General features: G+C 61.7%; 15 protein-coding genes. 7 read left to right on the top strand and 8 right to left on the bottom strand.

What is annotated here, in order from left to right; translation table 11 throughout:
- Positions 1-94: 94 nt before the first annotated feature.
- The 4 genes from KHO30_RS06665 to KHO30_RS06650 form a co-directional block, all read right to left on the bottom strand.
- Positions 95-1,522 (bottom strand): cytochrome c, encoded by a 1,428-nt coding sequence (locus KHO30_RS06665; RefSeq protein WP_211700374.1) that lies wholly within the window; start codon positions 1,520-1,522, stop codon positions 95-97.
- A 2-nt stretch (positions 1,523-1,524) separates the two neighbouring features.
- Positions 1,525-3,168: a GMC family oxidoreductase gene (locus KHO30_RS06660; protein ID WP_093634854.1), complete on the bottom strand. Its 1,644-nt coding sequence runs from the start codon at positions 3,166-3,168 to the stop codon at positions 1,525-1,527.
- A gap of 35 nt (positions 3,169-3,203) precedes the next feature.
- Positions 3,204-3,701 carry a sorbitol dehydrogenase family protein gene (locus tag KHO30_RS06655; protein WP_208620657.1) on the bottom strand — a complete coding sequence of 166 codons (498 nt, stop codon included), beginning with the start codon at positions 3,699-3,701 and terminating at the stop codon, positions 3,204-3,206.
- 385 nt (positions 3,702-4,086) lie between these two features.
- A complete protein-coding gene (locus tag KHO30_RS06650) occupies positions 4,087-4,965 on the bottom strand; it encodes an IclR family transcriptional regulator (protein ID WP_200619290.1) in 879 nt (292 codons plus the stop codon).
- 303 nt (positions 4,966-5,268) lie between these two features.
- Here KHO30_RS06650 and KHO30_RS06645 point away from each other — a divergent pair, with 303 nt between their 5' ends.
- The 7 genes from KHO30_RS06645 to KHO30_RS06615 all read left to right on the top strand — a co-directional run bounded on the left by KHO30_RS06645 (position 5,269) and on the right by KHO30_RS06615 (position 12,179).
- Complete coding sequence (locus KHO30_RS06645) at positions 5,269-6,360, top strand: ABC transporter ATP-binding protein (RefSeq protein WP_093634857.1); 1,092 nt, start codon at positions 5,269-5,271, stop codon at positions 6,358-6,360.
- The gene (locus KHO30_RS06640) at positions 6,353-7,267 is read left to right on the top strand and encodes an ABC transporter permease (protein WP_211700373.1); all 915 of its coding nucleotides are present in this window, start codon (positions 6,353-6,355) and stop codon (positions 7,265-7,267) included. Before KHO30_RS06645 ends, KHO30_RS06640 begins: the two co-directional genes overlap by 8 nt.
- Positions 7,268-7,283: 16 nt before the next feature.
- Entirely contained in the window at positions 7,284-8,078 is a 795-nt protein-coding gene (locus KHO30_RS06635; RefSeq protein WP_211700372.1) for an ABC transporter permease, read from the top strand.
- Entirely contained in the window at positions 8,078-8,497 is a 420-nt protein-coding gene (locus tag KHO30_RS06630; RefSeq protein ID WP_406550457.1) for a (2Fe-2S)-binding protein, read from the top strand. The genes KHO30_RS06635 and KHO30_RS06630 overlap by 1 nt, the downstream gene beginning before the upstream one ends.
- The gene (locus KHO30_RS06625; protein ID WP_211700371.1) at positions 8,494-9,927 is read left to right on the top strand and encodes an NAD(P)/FAD-dependent oxidoreductase; all 1,434 of its coding nucleotides are present in this window, start codon (positions 8,494-8,496) and stop codon (positions 9,925-9,927) included. Before KHO30_RS06630 ends, KHO30_RS06625 begins: the two co-directional genes overlap by 4 nt.
- Complete coding sequence (locus tag KHO30_RS06620) at positions 9,920-11,047, top strand: NAD(P)/FAD-dependent oxidoreductase (protein ID WP_211700370.1); 1,128 nt, start codon at positions 9,920-9,922, stop codon at positions 11,045-11,047. Before KHO30_RS06625 ends, KHO30_RS06620 begins: the two co-directional genes overlap by 8 nt.
- 85 nt (positions 11,048-11,132) lie before the next feature.
- The gene (locus KHO30_RS06615) at positions 11,133-12,179 is read left to right on the top strand and encodes an ABC transporter substrate-binding protein (protein WP_093634861.1); all 1,047 of its coding nucleotides are present in this window, start codon (positions 11,133-11,135) and stop codon (positions 12,177-12,179) included.
- On the opposite strand, the gene KHO30_RS06610 is transcribed toward KHO30_RS06615, so the two are convergent.
- The 4 genes from KHO30_RS06610 to KHO30_RS06595 all read right to left on the bottom strand — a co-directional run bounded on the left by KHO30_RS06610 (position 12,180) and on the right by KHO30_RS06595 (position 15,115).
- Positions 12,180-12,479, bottom strand: a complete 300-nt coding sequence (locus tag KHO30_RS06610) for a hypothetical protein (protein WP_093634862.1) — start codon at positions 12,477-12,479, stop codon at positions 12,180-12,182.
- A gap of 59 nt (positions 12,480-12,538) precedes the next feature.
- The gene (panE, locus tag KHO30_RS06605) at positions 12,539-13,474 is read right to left on the bottom strand and encodes a 2-dehydropantoate 2-reductase (RefSeq protein ID WP_200652523.1); all 936 of its coding nucleotides are present in this window, start codon (positions 13,472-13,474) and stop codon (positions 12,539-12,541) included.
- Positions 13,475-13,763: 289 nt separating this feature from the next.
- The gene (locus tag KHO30_RS06600; protein WP_211700369.1) at positions 13,764-14,729 is read right to left on the bottom strand and encodes a nucleoside hydrolase; all 966 of its coding nucleotides are present in this window, start codon (positions 14,727-14,729) and stop codon (positions 13,764-13,766) included.
- Positions 14,726-15,115 carry a cytidine deaminase gene (locus tag KHO30_RS06595; protein ID WP_054040364.1) on the bottom strand — a complete coding sequence of 130 codons (390 nt, stop codon included), beginning with the start codon at positions 15,113-15,115 and terminating at the stop codon, positions 14,726-14,728. The genes KHO30_RS06600 and KHO30_RS06595 overlap by 4 nt, the downstream gene beginning before the upstream one ends.
- Between the last annotated feature and the right edge of the window lie 20 nt (positions 15,116-15,135).

The raw sequence follows: 15,135 nt of genomic DNA, 5'->3' as shown, positions 1-15,135 counted from the left end.
CCGGGACCGTGAAGGTCTGAGCAAAGCGACTCGTCCGCAGTTGTTGCCGGCGTTGGCCGCGCTGAAGAGCGCGGCCTATCGAACTTTTTTCAGGTCACGCAGCGCGCCTCTTTCTACGGCGGACGACGAAAAAAATCACGATAAGCACGACGACTACCGCGCCTGCCGCCATGCCTCCTCGTGCAAGCGCGATAAGGTTGGACGAGGGGCCACCGCTGCGAATCTCGGCAACGTCTTCCTCGGTGATGGTCGCATCGGCGCGTCCATACTGCTTCAGCACGTAGTTGCCCAGTAGCGCGATGTCCCGGTTGGTGAGCTGCATGGCGTCGGTTGGCTTGCCGCCGAAGCCCGGCATGAACGCCTGCCCAGCCGATGTCTTGCGATCCACACCATACAGAATGGCGGCAATCAGGTTGTTCGGATCGCGCGCGCCTGTCGCCGAGTTGTGGAAGAGGCTCGGGAAATAGCCGTCCTTGCTGCCTTCACCATGAGCCGAGTGACAGGACGCACAACTGCCCTGGAATAACTCCGCACCGCTCGGGTTGGCCTCGCCGACCGTTTGAATGCCGTCCGCTCCGCGCAACGTACTCAATTCCGACGATATCTTCCCCGCAGTAAAACGCGTGCCTGCATCGGCCGAATCACGAATAGCCGGAACGCTCTTGACGTAAGTGGCGATCGCGTCGATGTCCGCCATATCGAGGTACTGGAAACTGTGCTCGACGGCTTCACCCATGCTGCCCGCTGCCTGAGCCTTTCCCTGTACGCGCCCTGTATGCAGATACTGCGCGAGCTCCTCTTTCGTCCAGTTGCCAATGCCGCTAACCGTATCGGACGTTATGTTGGGGGCATACCACGGCCCGACCTGCGCGCCGCCCAACTCACGGCTCATGTCCTCCTGCATCAGGAAGCCACGCGCGGTATGGCAGGTGCTGCAATGCGCAGGGCCTTGCACCAGATATGCTCCGCGGTTCCATTCCACCGATTGCTGCGGGTCCGGCGCATAGGGTTTCGTGTCGAGGAACAGCAGATTCCAGCCCTTCATCGATGCGCGGATGTTCATCGGAAACGGCAGACTCGTCGTTGGGCCCGGCTCGTCAACCGGCTTCACTTCGTGCATGAAGTACGCGTACAACGCCTGCGTGTCCACGTCCGTCAAGCGCGCGTACGACGTGTACGGCATCGCGGGATAGAGGTTGGCACCATCGCGCCTGATACCCTGACGCAGCGCGCGCGAAAAGTCCTCTTCTGTGTACCGCCCTATCCCGCTGTCCATCGACGGCGTGATGTTCGTCGAATAGATCGTGCCCACCGGGGTGCTAATGGGCAAGCCGCCGGCAAATGGCTTCTTGCCTGGCGCGGTGTGGCAGGCAACGCAATCCGATGCCGTCGCCAGATACGCTCCGCGCTTGATCAATTCCGCCGTCTGATCCGGAGCGTCGGCGGCATGCGCACAGACAGCAACGAACATTCCGGCAAGGGCCGCCGATAGTCGGCCATGGCGAATACGGATGTTGCGCATGATTAGCCGTGTTTGAGTTGAGCGACGATCGCGTCGCCGGCCTTCAACGCCAGCGCCGCCATTGTGATCGTGCTGTTAACGCCGCCGCCGGTGGTCATTGCGGCGCCGCCCGGCAGGAAAAGGTTGTGGTGATCGTGTGCGCGACAATCCACGTCGACGACCGAAGTCGCAGGATCTGCGCCCATGATGCAGCCGCCCATGATGTGATCGCTGTTGAGAAACTCAGGCGATATGTCCACCTTGGTCGCGCCGAGCTCAGCCGCGAGCCGCTTCAGCAAGGGCACGGTGTATTCCTTCGCGCTGAGGCGAACGTAGTCGCTGACGTCGTAGTAGATGTTCGGCTTGTTGATGCCCAGCCAATCCTTCTTGCTCGACAAAGTCAGGCGGTTGTATGGCAAAGGAAGCGGTTCATGCTCGACAGTCAGCTTCGCCGTACAGGCGGAAAGCCGGCGAATCTCGGCGTCCAGTGCTTTTCCGACGAGTCCCTTCTTCAAGGCGGCGACACCGCCGATCGCGCTACGCGCCGCGTTTTCCATGCGAAACATGGCGCCCGTATAACGGCTGCGGAACTCACCCTGCGTCGTGTTCAAAATACTGCTGCTCTGCACCGGCCCGACCCCGGTCCACAACGGCTCACTCAATTCGACTTCGGCGACCAGCTTGGGCTGATCCATCATGTTGCGGCCAACCTGATCGGAGCTATTCGCCACACCGTTCGGATTGCGCTCGTCTTTGGATAGCAGCAAGACCTTCGGCGTCTCGATCCCATTGCACGCGATCACGAACACCTTGCCCGTGACCTTGTGCGACTGCTTGTCGGAATCAAAATAGTGCACGGCCTGCACCGCGTTCTTCTCGCCGGTTTCGACTTTATAGACGACAGCGTTGGCGAGGATGCGGCCACCCTTCGACTCGATCCGGGGCAACGCAGTCGCCGCGTCGTATTTCGCTGCGATGGGGCAGACGGGAAAGCAATTGTTGTTGCCGCAGCATGGCGGGCGTCCTTGATACGACACGCCACTGTTGCGTGCCTGAGGCGCCGGCAGATTCACGAGACCCAGTTTTGCAGCCACTTCGGTAAATCGCTGCTCGCCAGGGCCGAACGGAATCGGGCCCATCGGATAGGGCCTCGAGCGCTTTGCGTTCGGCGGCCATTGCAGTGCAGGATCTGAAGGTCCGCACACGCCGATCGCGTACTCCGCACGCGTGTAGTAAGGCTCAAGCACATCGTAGCTGAATGCCCAGTCACGACCGACGCCGTACAGGCTCTTCATGCGCATGTCTTCCGGTGTGATGCGCCAGCAAATGCCTGCCCAGTGCCAGGTCGCGCCGCCGGCGTAGCGCACATAACCTTGCATGTAAGCACGTGCATTCGGACCTTCCAGTTGAAGGTATTCTTCCTGCTCATGCGGCGTGCGCGTCTCGAGATGCGGCGCCCACGGTCTGGGTGGATAAGGCGCGTCCCAATGAGTTCGAAGGTTCGGTGGAAGGTTGCGGTAATTTTCGACGATTCGCCAGCGGTCGACTCGAGGTCCAGCTTCCAGCATCAACACGGACAATCCCGCGTCCAGGGCCTGCTCGGCGATCAGGCAGCCCACCACCCCTGTGCCCACGACGACGAGATCGGCGCTGTCATCAGTTGCCATCTTGAAGTTTCCTTATATTCGACGCGTGAGCGAAATCAGAATTTGGGCATATCGGTGAGCGGCGGGGCGTCGGCATTCCACCCGTTCGGCCCGGACTTCGCATACGAAGGAATCGTCATGACGTCCCGTGTGGGTTGGTACATCAGCGCGTTCTCGTAGGCGAATACCTGGGCATCCGGCGCATCGACCGCCACGCCCATATACCAGGCGGAGATAATCGAAAGTGCTGTTTCCTTAAGCGGGCCTTCTGGCACGTCGGGGAAAAAGTCCTCCACGATTCGCGCGTCCTTCTTGCTCGCGATGGCGAGAAGGGCCGGCACGTCCTGGGCAAGTGTCGGTCGTAGGGTGGTTAGCGCAGCGACAATACGCTTGCCGATCTCCGCATCAAGTTGGTGCGGGATCAAGAGCTTCGAGAGCTGCATGAACGGCGTATCGGCTTCGGGCAAGAGCGCCGGCAGCGCCGGACCTGCGGCGAGACTGCCGGCCAGAAGCGTGCCGCCAATGATTACCTTGCGGCGCGACAGGTTGAACATCGACGGAGAGTCGTCACGATCTCGAGCAGGCATATGCTGTCACCTCGCAGCCAGAGAAACTGCAATGGGTTGTTTGGAAGCACGGTTCTACGTCGCGAACAGGAGTAGCCGGCATCAGAAGGCGCCTCGATCGTGCGCCCTGCTGAAAGTGATGCCCGCTTCGGTTGTCGTTGCCGGCATTGATGCAGCCCTCAATTGTTGAGAATAGCTCTTGGGAGCAATCTAGCAAGCGAGATTCGACAGCGGTATTAGATGTTTATGTTGTATCCGCGTGACGCCGTCATGAAAGCGCCTTGGCAGAACATGACCGGAAGCCAAAAAAATCGAAGGGCGTCACGTTATGGCCAGACGTGACGCCCTTTGCGCTTTCAGCTTCAGTTTCGGATTACCCGGCGATCCGCTCCGTAGTCATAGCCCGCGACAAACCATGCATCGGCCGACGCAGCGCGACGTCGAAGGGATTGGTTTGCGGGCCGATCGCATCTGCCTGGCGGCGCAGCAACTCGACCACCATCGGCAGACGATCGTCGCCTAGACGCGCCGCCAGCGTGCCCACGCTCAGCGCCGCCACTGCCACTCCGGTGCGATCCAGAATCGGCACCGCCACACCCGCCATGCCGTCGAGCACCCCGCTATTGCGACCCGCGTAACCGAGTTGGCGCACACGCTCGATCTCGGTGCGTAAATACACTTCGTCGAGCACGCCATAGCCGCGAATGCGCGGCACGTTAAAGCGGATGATCTCTTCGCGCTCCGCTTCCGGCAGGAATGCGAGAATCGCCAGACTCCCCTGCCCGACACCCAGGGCCACGCGCCCGCCAATATCGCCGGTGAACGAGCGAATCGGAAACGGCCCTTCGCAGATGTCGAGACACACCGCATCGAAGCTGCTTTTGACCAGCAGAAAAATCGTATCGCCAAGACTCGCGCACAACCGCAGCAACGCGGGACGGCACAGCGTGCGCATGCCGCTCGGATTGCCGGCCTGCGCGGCGAGCGCGAAGAAATCGACGCTCAGCCGATACAGCTTCGAATTTTCGTCCTGTTCGACGATGCCTTCCGCGATCAGCGCATGAAGAATGCGGTGCACCGTGCCTTGCGTGAGACCCACCGCCTTCGCGAGACGCGTGACGCGGCCGCCGTCGGGTTGCGCTTCGGATAACGCACGGATCACAGCAAAAGCGCGCTCCAGCATCCCCGGGCCGGGTGGACGGCCCGCATCGGCCAGTGCGGGATCGGCATCTCGTTGGGTGGCAGCATTCATCTCAGGTGCTCCGAATTATTTCATTGACCGGAACACTATAGAGGGAATTATCCGTGAATGGAATATTTCCGGCACGCCCGTTCCATTTGCACTTCATTCTGATTCATAGGGATTTTCCGGAGATCATGGAACGGAAGAGTTGATACCAGTCTTGCCGAATATATTCCGTTCATCGGAATTTTTTCTAAACTTATACCGGCAAACGGAATTTGAAATTGACGCCATGCAATTTGGCTGGATAGAGTCGGCTCCATCGAGGCAGTAGCCGATTGAACCGGTGTCGATCCATCCAAAGGCCAGATCATGTCGTTCCTCACACTCACGGACGTAGCGAAATCGTTCGGCGATCTGCAGGCAGTCGCCGACGTGAACCTGTCGGTTGAGAAAGGCGAGTTCGTTTCGCTGCTCGGGCCGTCGGGTTGCGGCAAGACCACCACGTTGCAGATGATCGCGGGCTTCGTCGAAACGACGCGCGGCCGCATCACGCTCGACGGCCGCGACATCACGCACATGAAGCCGAACAAACGCGGCCTCGGCATCGTGTTCCAGAGCTACGCGCTGTTTCCGCATATGAGCGTCGCGGACAACGTCGGCTTCGGTCTGGAGATGCGCAACATCGACAAGGCCGAACGCAAGGAACGTGTGCGCGAAGCGCTGGCACTGGTACGGCTCGATACGCTCGCGCACCGTTTTCCGCGCGAGTTGTCCGGCGGGCAGCGGCAGCGTGTGGCGATTGCCCGCGCGATCGTGATCGCGCCGCCCGTGTTGCTGCTCGACGAACCGATGTCGAACCTCGACGCCAAGCTGCGCGAAGACATGCAGTTCGAACTGCGCGCCATTCAACGCAAGATCGGCACGACCACCATCATGGTCACGCACGACCAGTCGGAAGCGCTGTCGATCAGCGATCGCGTAGTGGTAATGGAAGCCGGCCGCATTACGCAGATCGACACGCCGTACGAAGCGTACGAACGGCCTGAGAACAGATTCGTCTCGCAGTTCATCGGCAAGGCGAACATGCTGCCTGGCACCGTGGTGTCGCGCGACGGCGACGCGATCCGCATCGACCTTGGACATGACCTCGCGGAGACAGGCCATACCGCGCAACTGCCGGCGCGCGAACGCGTGATCGGCGTCGGCGACGCGGTCACGTTGTGCATTCGTCCGGAAAAACTGCGCCTGTGCGCGCCGAATGCGGGACGTCTGGCGGCCACCGTGACGAGCCGCTTCTTCCTCGGCAGTCAATGGTTGTACCGCGTGGACAGCCGGCTCGGCGAAGTGCTGGTGTGCTGCCAGAACGAAGGCACCGAGCCGCTGCCGGAAGGCACGGCGGTCGGCGTCGACTGGAATAGCGAGGCGATCCGCTTCATTCAACGGGATGCGCATCATGGCTAGTACGCTACCCGCGTCGAACGACGACAGCGTGAAGACCGGCAACGCGCGCCGCGCCCCGTGGCACGCATTCCTGCCCTTATGGCTGATGTGCGCGCCGGCTTTCCTGTTGTTTGCGACGCTGGTGCTGGTGCCGCTCGTCATGACGCTGGTGCTGACGTTCTACCGCTTCGATCCGGCGAGCGGCCCGCTCGCCGCGTTCCAGTTCGGCAATTACGAGGAAGTGCTGCAATCGTCGTATTTCCACACGATCTTCCTGCGCACCTTCGGCATCGCCTTTCTCACCACCCTGTTGTGCGTCGTGATCGGTACGCCCGAAGCCTACGTGCTGTCGCGCATGCGCGATCCGTATCGCTCGATGTTCCTGCTGATCATTCTCGCGCCGCTGCTGGTCTCGGTCGTGGTGCGCGCGTTCGGCTGGAGCATGCTGCTCAACAGCAATGGTCTCGTGAATCAGGCGTTCGGCCTTGTCGGGCTGGGACCGTACAAGCTCGAATACACCACTTTCGCGATCGTCATCGCACTGGTGCACGTGATGCTGCCGTTCATGGTGATTCCGGTTTGGACCGCGTTGCAGAAGCTCGATCCGCAAACGGAAAATGCCGCGCTTTCGCTGATGGCCTCCCCCGCCACGACGCTGCGCCGCATCGTGTTGCCGCAACTCACGCCGGGCATTTTGTCGGGCAGCCTGATGGTATTCGGTCTGTCGGCGAGCGCGTTCGCGATTCCCGGCCTGCTCGGCGGACGGCGCCTGAAAGTGGCCGCCACCGCCGTCTACGACGAATTCCTCGGTTCGCTCAACTGGCCGCTCGGCGCGACCATCGCGCTCCTGTTGCTGGTCGCGAATCTGATCGTGATGCTCACTTACTACCGGGTTCTGGAACGCAAGTACACCAGAAGCCTCGGCTGAACCTCGCGAGATCATCATGAGAAAAAACGGCCCCGTCGCGCTGATTTTCCACACGCTCGTGATTGCGTTCGTGCTCGCGCCGCTCGTGATCGTGGTGCTGGTCGCTTTCACGCCCGACGAAACGCTTACGTTACCCACGCACGGCGTATCGCTGCGCTGGTTCCGCACGATCCTCAACTACCCGGACTTTATCTCGGCGTTTTTCAATAGCCTGAAGCTGGCGTTTGCGTCGGCAACGTTGTCTTTGATCGTCGCTTTGCCTGCCGCGTTGGCCATTGGTCGTGCGCGCTTTCCGGGACGCGGGTTTCTTAACGGCTTATTGCTGTCGCCGCTGGTGATTCCCGGTCTCGTGCTCGGTATCGCACTGCTGCGCTTCTTCGCACTGATCGGCGCGACCGGTTCGTTCGCGTGGCTCGTGCTCGCGCACATGATCATCATCACACCGTTCGTGATGCGGCTCGTACTGGCCTCGGTCAGCGGTCTCGACCGCAGCGTCGAACATGCCGCGCATTCGCTCGGCGCCGACGCATGGACCACGTTTCGCCGCATCACCTTCCCAATGATTCTGCCGGGCATTACCGGCGGCTGGTTGCTCGCGTTCATCAACAGTTTCGACGAATTGACCATGTCGATCTTCGTCACCTCGCCGCAAACCGTCACGCTGCCGGTACGTATGTATATGTACGCGACCGAATCGATCGACCCGATGATGGCCTCCGTTTCCGCGCTGGTGATCTTCATTACGGCCGGCGCGATGCTGCTGCTCGATCGCGTGTACGGGCTCAACCGGATTCTGATCGGCCAGCACTGATGTCTTCTACTGCTCTCTCTAACATGCCGTCGAATTTGCCGTCCTCCGAATCCGCCGTGCCGAAACGCGATGCGCAATTCGTTCGCGTTGCGGAGACGCAGCGTGAACCGCTTAGCTTTTTTATCGATGGCCATGAAGTCACTGCGTTGCAGGGCGATACGCTGCTTACCGCCGTGCTGATGCAACAACGTCGCGTGCGCGAAAGCGAATTCAGCGGCGCGCCGCGCGCCGGATTCTGCCTGATCGGCGCTTGCCAGGATTGCTGGATGCGGACCGAAGAGGGTCTGCGTTTGCGCGCGTGCTCGACGCTGGTGACGCAGGGTATGCGGGTGGTTACTCGGCTCGCTGAGGTTACTTTCGTTGCCGGTCCTGCTTCCGCTGCCAGCTCCGTCGTGACGGCAAACGGAGAAACGCAATGAGCAACGAACACCGTGTGGTGATCGTCGGCGCGGGACCGGCGGGCGTGCGCGCCGCCGAGACACTCGTTGCAGCGGGCGTCAAGCCCATCGTGCTGGATGAAAACGCCCGCTGGGGCGGGCAGATTTATCGTCAACCGCCCGCGAACGGCGCGTTCCAACGCTCGAAGAAAACGCTCTATGGTTTTGAAGCGCACAAAGCCGAAGCGTTGCACTCGACGATGGCCACACTGCTTCCGCACCTCGACTATCGCCCCGACACACTCGCCTGGGCTTGTGCACCGGGTCGCCTCGATACGTTGCACGCAGGACGCGAAATCAGCGTGCCGTTTTCGCATCTGATCATCGCAAGCGGCGCCACCGATCGCGTGCTGCCGGTGCCGGGCTGGACACTGCCAGGCGTCTACACGCTGGGCGCGGCGCAAGTCGCTTTGAAGGCGCAAGGCTGTGCGATCGGCCAGCGCGTGGTGCTCGCTGGCACCGGGCCGCTGCTCTACCTCGTGGCCTATCAGTACGTGAAGGCAGGCGTACAAGTGGTGGCCGTGCTCGACGCGAGTCCCCTATCGCAGCAGATTGCCGCGGCGCCGAAACTCGCGCGGCAACCTGCTACGTTCGCCAAAGGGCTGTACTACGTCGGCTGGCTAAAGATGCACGGCGTGCGGATCGAACGCGATGTGAACCTGATCGGCATTCATGGCGACCAAGGCGTGAGTGCGATTGAATGGCGCTCTTCAACCGTTGGCTCGAAGACCGAAACCCTCGCATGCGACGCCGTCGGCATCAGCTTCGGCCTCAAGCCTGAAACCCAACTCGCCGATCTTGCCGGGTGCCGCTTCCGCTTCGATACGCACAACCGTTGCTGGCTACCCGAACTCGACCCGGCCGGCCGCAGCACCGTGCGAGGCATCTATCTGGCTGGCGACGGTGCGGGCATCGCGGGCGCCGACGCTGCCGAACTCGCCGGGCGTCGCACGGCATTGGCGCTACTCGACGACCTCGGCATCGCGCATCCACGTGGTCCCGGCATGCGCGACGCAGTGGCCCTCGACCGCAGCCTGCAACGTATCGCTGTATTTCGCCAAGGTATCGAAGCGGCATTTGCCCCACCCGCAAAATGCGCGGCGCAATGGCCGGACGACATGACCGTGTGCCGCTGCGAAGAAATCGATGCAGGCACCTTGCGGCGCTGCATCCGCGGTGGCGAAGCGAACGAGATCAACCGACTGAAAGCGCTCACGCGTGTCGGCATGGGCCGTTGCCAAGGCCGCATGTGTGGCGAAGCAGCATTGACGCTGCTGGCGGAAGAAACCGGCAAACCTCTTGAAGCCGTAGGCCGCTTGCGTAGCCAGCCACCTGTCAAACCGATTCCGCTATCGCCCGCTATGTATGCCGACGACGTGACCGAGATTCCCGAAGAGGCGCGCGATGAGTGACACCCTGCACTACGACGTGGCGATTGCGGGCGGCGGACTGGTCGGCTCATCGGCAGCATTGGCGCTCGCGCGGCGCGGCTTGCGCGTGGGCCTGTTCGAGCGGCGCTATTGCGGCGCGCAGGCAAGCGGCGTGAACTACGGCGGCGTGCGCGTCCAGGGACGACCGGCCGAACAGATGCCGCTCGCCATGCGTGCACGGCGCATCTGGGACGGCTTGCCGGAGCTGATCGGCATCGACGGAGAATTCACCGTGTCGGGACATTTGCGGCTCGCGCGCAGCGAAGCCGATCTTGCCGCGCTCGAAGCATGGGCGGACATGGCGCGCGGCCACGGACTGCAAGCGCAGGTCATCAGCGGCGCCACGTTCCGGCAACGTTATCCGTGGCTGGGCGCGGCAGCCGTCGGCGGCTCGCTTTGTGCGACCGATGGCCATGCGAATCCGCGTCTGGTCTCACCCGCGTTCGCACGTGCCGCGCGCGCCGCAGGCGCGGACGTGCGCGAGCAAACCGAACTGACCGATATCCATCACGACGGCACACGCTTCCAGTTACGTGCCGGCGACACGCGCATCAGCGCCGACTGGCTGATCAATTCCGCCGGCGCATGGGCGAATACGGTTGCCGGGTACTTCGGCGAAACCGCACCGATGAAACCGATCTACCCGAACATGTGGGTTACCGAGCCGCTGCCGCATTTCATCACGCACAACCTCGGCGTGTACGGCGGCGGCATCTACGCACGGCAAGTGGCGCGCGGCAATTGCGTGATCGGCGGCGGCCGCGGACATGGCGACGGCGAATACGGTCAACCGTCGACGGAAACCACCCGCGCCGTGATGCGCGATGCGTGCTCCCTGCTGCCGCCGCTACGCGAGGCGCTGCTGATTCGCACATGGAGTGGCGTGGAAGGCGAGACGCCCGACAGCAATCCGATCATCGGTGCGAGCCGCACGGTACCGCGTTTGCTGCATGCATTCGGCTTTTCGGGCGGCGGTTTTTTGCTGGCGCCAGGGATCGGCGAAATACTCGCGGATCTCGTGATCGACGGCGCCACGGCCACACCGCTCGACGCTTTTTCGATCAATCGCTTCGCTGCTCTTGCTGCGCCATCCGTCGCCTAGTTATCGCTTATTGCTTACCGCTTACCGCTTTGCTATCGCCCAGTCATCGCCTCGTTATCGATTAATGAAACTCAGGAGCCCCTCAATGAAACTGTTCAAGACGATCGCGGCGCTGGCCGCATTGTGCGCATTCGGTGCGGCCGCACCGGCATGGTCGGAGACCAAGACCATTTACATCGGCATGAACGGCGGTCCGATGGAAAAGGCCTATACGAGCCAGGTCCTGCCCGACTTCGAGAAAGCCAACAACGTCAAAGTGGTCGTGGTGCCCGGCACCTCGTCGGACATTCTCGCCAAGCTGCTCGCCAACAAGGCCAATCCGCAAATCCACGTGGTGTTTCTCGACGACGGCGTGATGGCGCGCGCGGTCAGCATGGGCGTGTGCAAGAAGCTCGACGATTCGCCGGTGCTCAAGGAGCTCTACCCATTCGCGCGCATGAAGGACGACATGGGCGCGGGCGTGCAACTCGGTATGACCGGCATTGCGTACAACAAGAAGCTGTTTGCTGAAAAAGGCTGGGCGCCGCCGACTTCGTGGATGGACTTTGCCGATCCGAAGTACAAAGGCAAGGTGGTGTTCCAGTCCGCGTCGAGCAGCACCTTCGGGCTGCACGGCTTTCTGGCGATCAATCGCTTGATGGGCGGCAGCGAGCAGAACGTCGAACCGGGCTTCACGAAATGGGCCACGACAGTTGGCCCGAACGTGGTGGAGTACGTGCCGAACTCAGCGAAGATTTCCGAAATGGTCCAGACGGGCGAAGCGGGCCTGTTCCCGTTGACGCCGACTGCCGTCAGCGATCTGCAGGACAAGGGCATTCCGGTTGGTTATGTGAGTCCGAAGGAAGGTCCGGTGTTGCTGCTCGTCGATCTGTGCGTGGTCAACAACAACCCGGACCCGCAATTGGCGCAGAAGCTCGCGCAGTTCCTGCTGTCCGCGCCGGCTCAGACCAAGGCCGCCGAGGCCGGCAAGCAGATTCCGACCAATCGTCTCGCGAAGATGACGCCGCCGATGCAGCAAAGCCTGGGTAACGTCGACGACATGGTGAAGAAGCTGACCGTGGTGGATTGGGACACGATCAATGCGCACCGCGCGCAGTGGGATACGCGCTGGAACAGGCAGATCGAGCGTTAATCAGAAGATCACCGAAATCGCCACGCCCAGCCAGATTGACAGCACGCCGATAAGGAACATGTGCCGCGCAACCCGGATGCGGACGTCGCTGTTTTCCGGTTCAACGGGGCTCGTCGCCATCCAAGGCACGAGCCCGAGGCAGCCGAAGCCGATCATCGCAAACACGAAGACGAAGACGTCGGACACGTGCCACTTCGTCTGGTCGTACAGGCCCCAGTAGCCGAGAAAGACGATGCCGATCGAGAAGATCGTCGCCGAAGCGGCACTGAGCGCGGGTACGGATCCGGTTGGACTCGGCATGCTTCACCTCCGAAACGTTAGGCTGCTGTTGCCGTCCCCGTCGCCCGCGTTCCCGTCACTCAGGATGTACGGGCCTGCCTTGCTTCATACGTCTTTAGATGACTATAGGCGATGCGCAGCAACGATAGGCCGTGCTCGCCCTTCTGCGCATCGCCGCCGCGCGAGATCAGATCGCCAAGAATGTGGTCCGCCTCGGTATGCGAGTGATTTTCGACGTCGCGCAGCATCGAAGCTGTTAGCGGCGAAGGTGTAAAGAGTGTTTGGGTAGCTCGAGCGTCGAAGTCCGGACCCATCGTAAAGCCCGTGTGCTCCGCGACGCCACGGCACTCGCCGAGCAGGTTTTCGATGATGCGCTTGCCATCCGGCGCAGCCAGAATATCGCCGACCGAACCGCGCATCAAGCACGTACTCGCCGCGAGTGTGGCCAGGAACACCCACTTTTCCCACATGCGCAGCAAGATGTTGTCGCTGACCACGGCATCGAAATTCGCGTCGGCCATCGCGTCCGCAATTGCCTCTACGCGCTCGGACGTGCCGCCTTCCAGTTCACCGAAGGTGATCGCGTGCGTTTCGTTCAGATGCATGATGTGCTGCTCGGGGCTGAGCGTTGCGGCGATCACGCATTGACCGCCCAGTACGCGTGACGCACCGAACTTTTCCTTGAGCACGTCGATATGGCGCATGCCGTTGAGCATCGGCAGAATCAGCGTGGATTCGCCGACCAGCGGTGCGAATGAATCGATCGCGTCGTCGAGACTGTAGGCTTTGCAACTGAGCAGCACCAGGTCGAACGGCTCCGCGGCGACACCGGCGAGTATCGTCTTGACGTCGCGCAAGGCGAGATTGCCGCGCGCGCTGTTGATGATGAGGCCGTCACGCGCAAGCTTTTCCGCGCGGCCGGGACGCACCAGGAAGGTCACGTCCTGTCCGGCCGCTGCGAGACGTCCGCCGAAGTAGCCGCCCACGGCGCCCGCCCCTACTACTAGAATTCGCATCTTTTGCCTCTTGATAGATTTGGGTCACGCGCGCCGGGTCGGTATGCCAAGGCCTCGAAGACCGCCTGCGCAGCACGTCTGCAGAAATGTAGCAAAGATTGACGATATGCATCGGCCACAATGACGGGCCGGTTTGCTGCATTGCACAGCGGCCTCGGTGTTTCCGCTTTATTTCTTATGTCAGATCAATTGCCACGCCGCCAGGCGTTTGCTCGCGCCGGGTTACGTGAAGAGCGGCACTTGAAGAGGCGACGCCCCTACCAAACGGCGGCAGCTTCGCAAGATCACCCTACAACGTACCGCAGATAGTGCGCTCGTAAAGCGCGAGCATCCCGGGCACATCCACGCCCAGGCACACCGTGCTGTCGGGCCGACTGTCCCAGTCCGGCGCGGGCACCGGCATCGTGGAAGGCTTCTGGATGGTTTGGCCCACGGCAATACCGTCCGTCAGCACACGTACGGGACCACTGCGAGTCGTATAAAGGTGCGGCGCCAGCACATAAGTGACTGCCGACGAGTCGTGCACGTAAATGCCTTCAAGTTGCGCGCTTTGCTCATGAAAGGCTTCGTAGTGTCGCGACACGTCCCACACGAACTGCCCTGCTGCACCGCCGCGCTCGCGCAGCGACGCCAGATAATCCCGGCTCATGATGGTGCGCTGCGTGACATCGAGCCCAACGATCGCAACCGGCCACTGTGCGCCGAACACGATGTCAGCAGCATCGGGGTCGCCGAGGATGTTCGCTTCTGCCGCCGGCGTCACGTTGCCGAGCACGCCGTCCGTGCCGAACGCGCCGCCCATGATGACCACCTGTTTGACGAGAGGCGCGATCTGCGGATCTGCGGCCAGCGCCAATGCCAGGTTCGTGAGCGGGCCCACCGCGATCAACGTGACTTCGCCGGGATGGGCGCGCACCGTGTCGATAATGAAGCGGTATGCGGAGCGCGCGTCGAGCGCTGCTTCAGCATCGGTTTCGATCGCGATGTTGCCAAGCCCGTTGTCGCCGTGAATCCAGGCGAGCGGTTCGGGTGCCGCACGCTTGAGCGGCGCTGCGGCACCCTGCGCGACCGGCACGCCCGGCGCGAACCGTCCGGCCAGGAACCGCGCATTGCGCGTAGTGGTTTCGATCGTGGCGTTACCGAATACACTCGTCAGACCCAGCAATTCGATGTCCGGATGAAGCGCCTGAAAAACGAGCGCCATCGCATCGTCCACACCAGGATCGGTGTCGTAGATAACCTTGTGCTTGCTCATAGATAAAATGCGTCCGGCAATTGTTCACGCGCAGTGGTGTCGCGGGTGGCGCCATGCAGATTGCCGAGCCGGATCGGCAATTCGGGGCCGCCCAGTTCGATGATCACCTGGCGGCACGCGCCACATGGAGCAATCGGTCCATCCGTATCGCCGATCACGGCGAGCGCGGCGAACTGGTCGCGCTGATAGCCCGCTGCGATCGCGCTAAAAAACGCCGTACGTTCAGCGCAATTGCACAATCCGTACGAGGCGTTCTCGACATTGCAGCCGTCGAATACGGTGCCGTCTTTGGTCAGGAGCGCAGCGCCGACCTTGAACTTCGAATAAGGCGCATAGGCCTTCTCTCGCGCGACACCCGCGCGTTCCAGCAGTTGTTCCATGTTCATGCAACGATCCTCAATTCGAT

It is taken from the genome of Paraburkholderia aspalathi, assembly GCF_905220735.1.
GTDB lineage: Bacteria > Pseudomonadota > Gammaproteobacteria > Burkholderiales > Burkholderiaceae > Paraburkholderia > Paraburkholderia aspalathi.
This window is presented reverse-complemented; position numbering and strand designations above follow the sequence as displayed.